The 2,527-nt window shown below is 71.5% G+C and carries 3 protein-coding genes; all 3 read right to left on the reverse strand.

Annotated elements, in window-relative coordinates; genetic code table 11:
* The coding region (locus DPV74_RS40755) for a DUF4286 family protein (protein ID WP_119339240.1) at positions 1–526 on the reverse strand (526 nt) is incomplete at its 3' end.
* Between the two features lie 100 nt (positions 527–626).
* Positions 627–1,679 carry a LysR family transcriptional regulator gene (locus DPV74_RS40760; RefSeq protein WP_119339241.1) on the reverse strand — a complete coding sequence of 351 codons (1,053 nt, stop codon included), beginning with the start codon at positions 1,677–1,679 and terminating at the stop codon, positions 627–629.
* A 190-nt stretch (positions 1,680–1,869) separates the two neighbouring features.
* On the reverse strand, positions 1,870–2,527 hold a 658-nt coding region (locus DPV74_RS40765), incomplete at its 5' end, for an SDR family NAD(P)-dependent oxidoreductase (protein WP_162923316.1).

Raw genomic sequence — 2,527 nt, forward strand, 5'->3', positions numbered from 1 at the left:
TCAGCACGAGCGCATCGGCGGCCGGGCGGGCGGCCGCATCGGCGCCGATCGGCGCGGACAGGTCGGGCGCGGTGCGAAAGAGCCGTGCGGCGTGGATGCCCGGTTCGTGCAGCGCGTCGTCGAAGCGTTCGCGCAGGTGCGGCACGTCGATGCGATCCGGCGGCAGCACGAACAGCGCGAGATGCGCGCCTTCGCCGTCGCCGGCCTCGATCGTCAGTTCGCCGACGCGCCGCTGCGTGCCCGTCATGCGCTCGAAGTTCGCGAGCGACCATGCGGTCTGCTGCGTGAACGCGCGCCGGTACGCGTCGCCGTGAAACACGTCGAGCGCGTCCGTCACGTACAGCGCGAGGTACTTGCGCGGGCCGCGATCGGTCGCGCGAAAGCGCCGCGCATGCGTGAAGCCCGGAATCGCGACACGTTCCTGCATGTGCTCGCGGTCGTACCACGCGTTGAAATCGGCTTCGTGCGCGGGGTCGATATCCGTCCAGACGCAAAGCTGGCCGTGCGGAAGGGAAAAGCGGGTCATTGCGGGTTCCTCGTGACGGGGGCGTGTCAGGAACCGCAGTGTCCCGAAGACGGGCCGTGCCCGTCCAACAAGAAAACAAATTCGCGGTGAACAGGTTTTCTTATGAGCGGCGCGGGCGGCGTTTCGCGGGGGACGTGGCGGGCGGTGCGGATGGCGTCGTGCGTTTCGCTTTCGCCGGTGTTTTGGCGGTTGCCTTCGTCGCGGGGCGGGCGGGTGTGGTGTCCGCGCGATCGGCCGTGGTCGGTGTCGCCGTCGCCGGCTTGGAGTGGCTTGCGGCGGCCGGCATCGCGCGCGCGACTTCGCTGGCCAGTTCCGCGATACGCGCGGCCACCGGCAGGCCCTGGCTGCGGTACGACGCGACGAGCGGCAGCGCGGGGAATTCGGGTTCGACGTCGAGCAGCTCCAGCGCACCTTCGTGCAGTTCGCGCCCGATGATCGCGGGCGGCAACGCGGCCACGCCGAAGCCGTCGGCGACGAGGCGGATCATCGCGGCGACCGACGTGATGCAGTTGATGCTGGCCGGCCGCTCGACGTCCGCGAACAGCCGTTCGATCGTCGCGTGCGGCCCCGAGTGGCGCGAGAAGCTGATGATCGGGAATTCGGCCAGGCGCGCGACGTCGAGCGGCTGGCCGCCGAGCCCGAGGCGCGGGCTGGCCGCCCAGCGCACCGGGAATTCGCACAGCGGCAGGTTCGTGAAGTCGGGGCCCGGCACCGGGTCGGTCTGCAGGATCAGGTCGACGCCGTCGGTGCTGAGCAGGCGGATCAGGTGCAGCGTCGTGTCGCTCGTGATCTCGACGTCGAGGCGCGGATAGCGCTCGCGCAGTTGCGCCATCAGCGCGGGAAACCAGCTGTGCACGATCGATTCGATCACGCCGATGCGGATCAGGCCCGCGTCGCTCGCCGCGTCGATGTCGCGCCGCATTTCGCCGTCGAGCCGCACGATCCGCTCCGCGTACGCGAGCATGCGGCGCCCGGCGGGCGTGAGCGTGGCCGAGCGCGTGTTGCGGTCGAACAGGCGCACGTCGAACGCTTCCTCGAGCGACGCGATGCGGCTCGACACGGCGGCCTGCGTCGTGTGGAGTTTTTCGGCCATGAGCCGGAAATTTTCCAGCTTCGCGAGCCAGACGAAGGTTTCAAGAAACCGGATGTTCATCGAAGTCCGAAACGTGAGGCGGTGCCGGGCGGGGCGGCGGGACCGGTCGATGGTAGCGGATTTTCGGCGCCGGGAAACGAGTGGGCGGCGTGGTGCGCGTCATGGGGGCGGACGGGCGGCGGCGTGCCGGCAAGCCCGCACGACGCGCCTGGTGCAACGAAGGGTGACGCGGGCGGGGCGCCCGCGCGCATCAGAGCTTGTCGAATGCGAGCGTCGGCACGTCGACGACCATCGCGCCGCCGTCCGCGACGAGCGTCGCACCGGTCACGAACGACGCGTCCGGCGACGCGAGGAACGCGCACACGGCCGCGATCTCGTCCGGGTCGGCCGCGCGGCGCAGCGGCACGTCGGCGCTGACGCGCGCATACGCGCCGTCGAGCGTGTCGCCGTGCGCCGACATCAGCGGTTCCATCTCCGCATCGGCCATCGGCGTGCGGACCCAGCCGGGGCACACCGCGTTCGCCCGCACGCCGTGCGGCCCGTAGTCGCGCGCGAGCGACCGCGCGAGCCCGAGCAGCGCATGCTTGCCGACCGTGTAGCCGCACACGCCGGGCCCGGCTGCGAGCGCGGCGATCGACGCGACCAGCACGATGCTGCCGCGCTGCGCGATCAGGTCGGGCAGGCACGCGCGCGCGCTCACGAACGCGGTGTCGAGGTTCGCGTGCATCGCGTCGCGCCACTGCGCGTCGTCGGTTTCATCCGCGCGGCCGAGCCCGTGGCCGCCCGCGCATGCGACGAGCGCGTCGACGCGGCCGACGCGTTCGGCGATATGCGGCAGGAAGCGGGCCCAGTCGGTGGCGTTCGCGGCATCGCCGGCAAGCGCGAGGCCGCCCGTCTCGGCGGCCAGC

This window comes from Burkholderia sp. HAN2018 (assembly GCF_024704855.1).
In the GTDB taxonomy this organism is placed as follows: domain Bacteria; phylum Pseudomonadota; class Gammaproteobacteria; order Burkholderiales; family Burkholderiaceae; genus Burkholderia; species Burkholderia cepacia.

Excerpts from the sequence above, each read along its gene's own strand:
- DPV74_RS40760 (WP_119339241.1), bottom strand. The coding sequence starts at position 1,679 with ATGAACATCCGGTTTCTTGAAACCTTCGTCTGGCTCGCGAAGCTGGAA.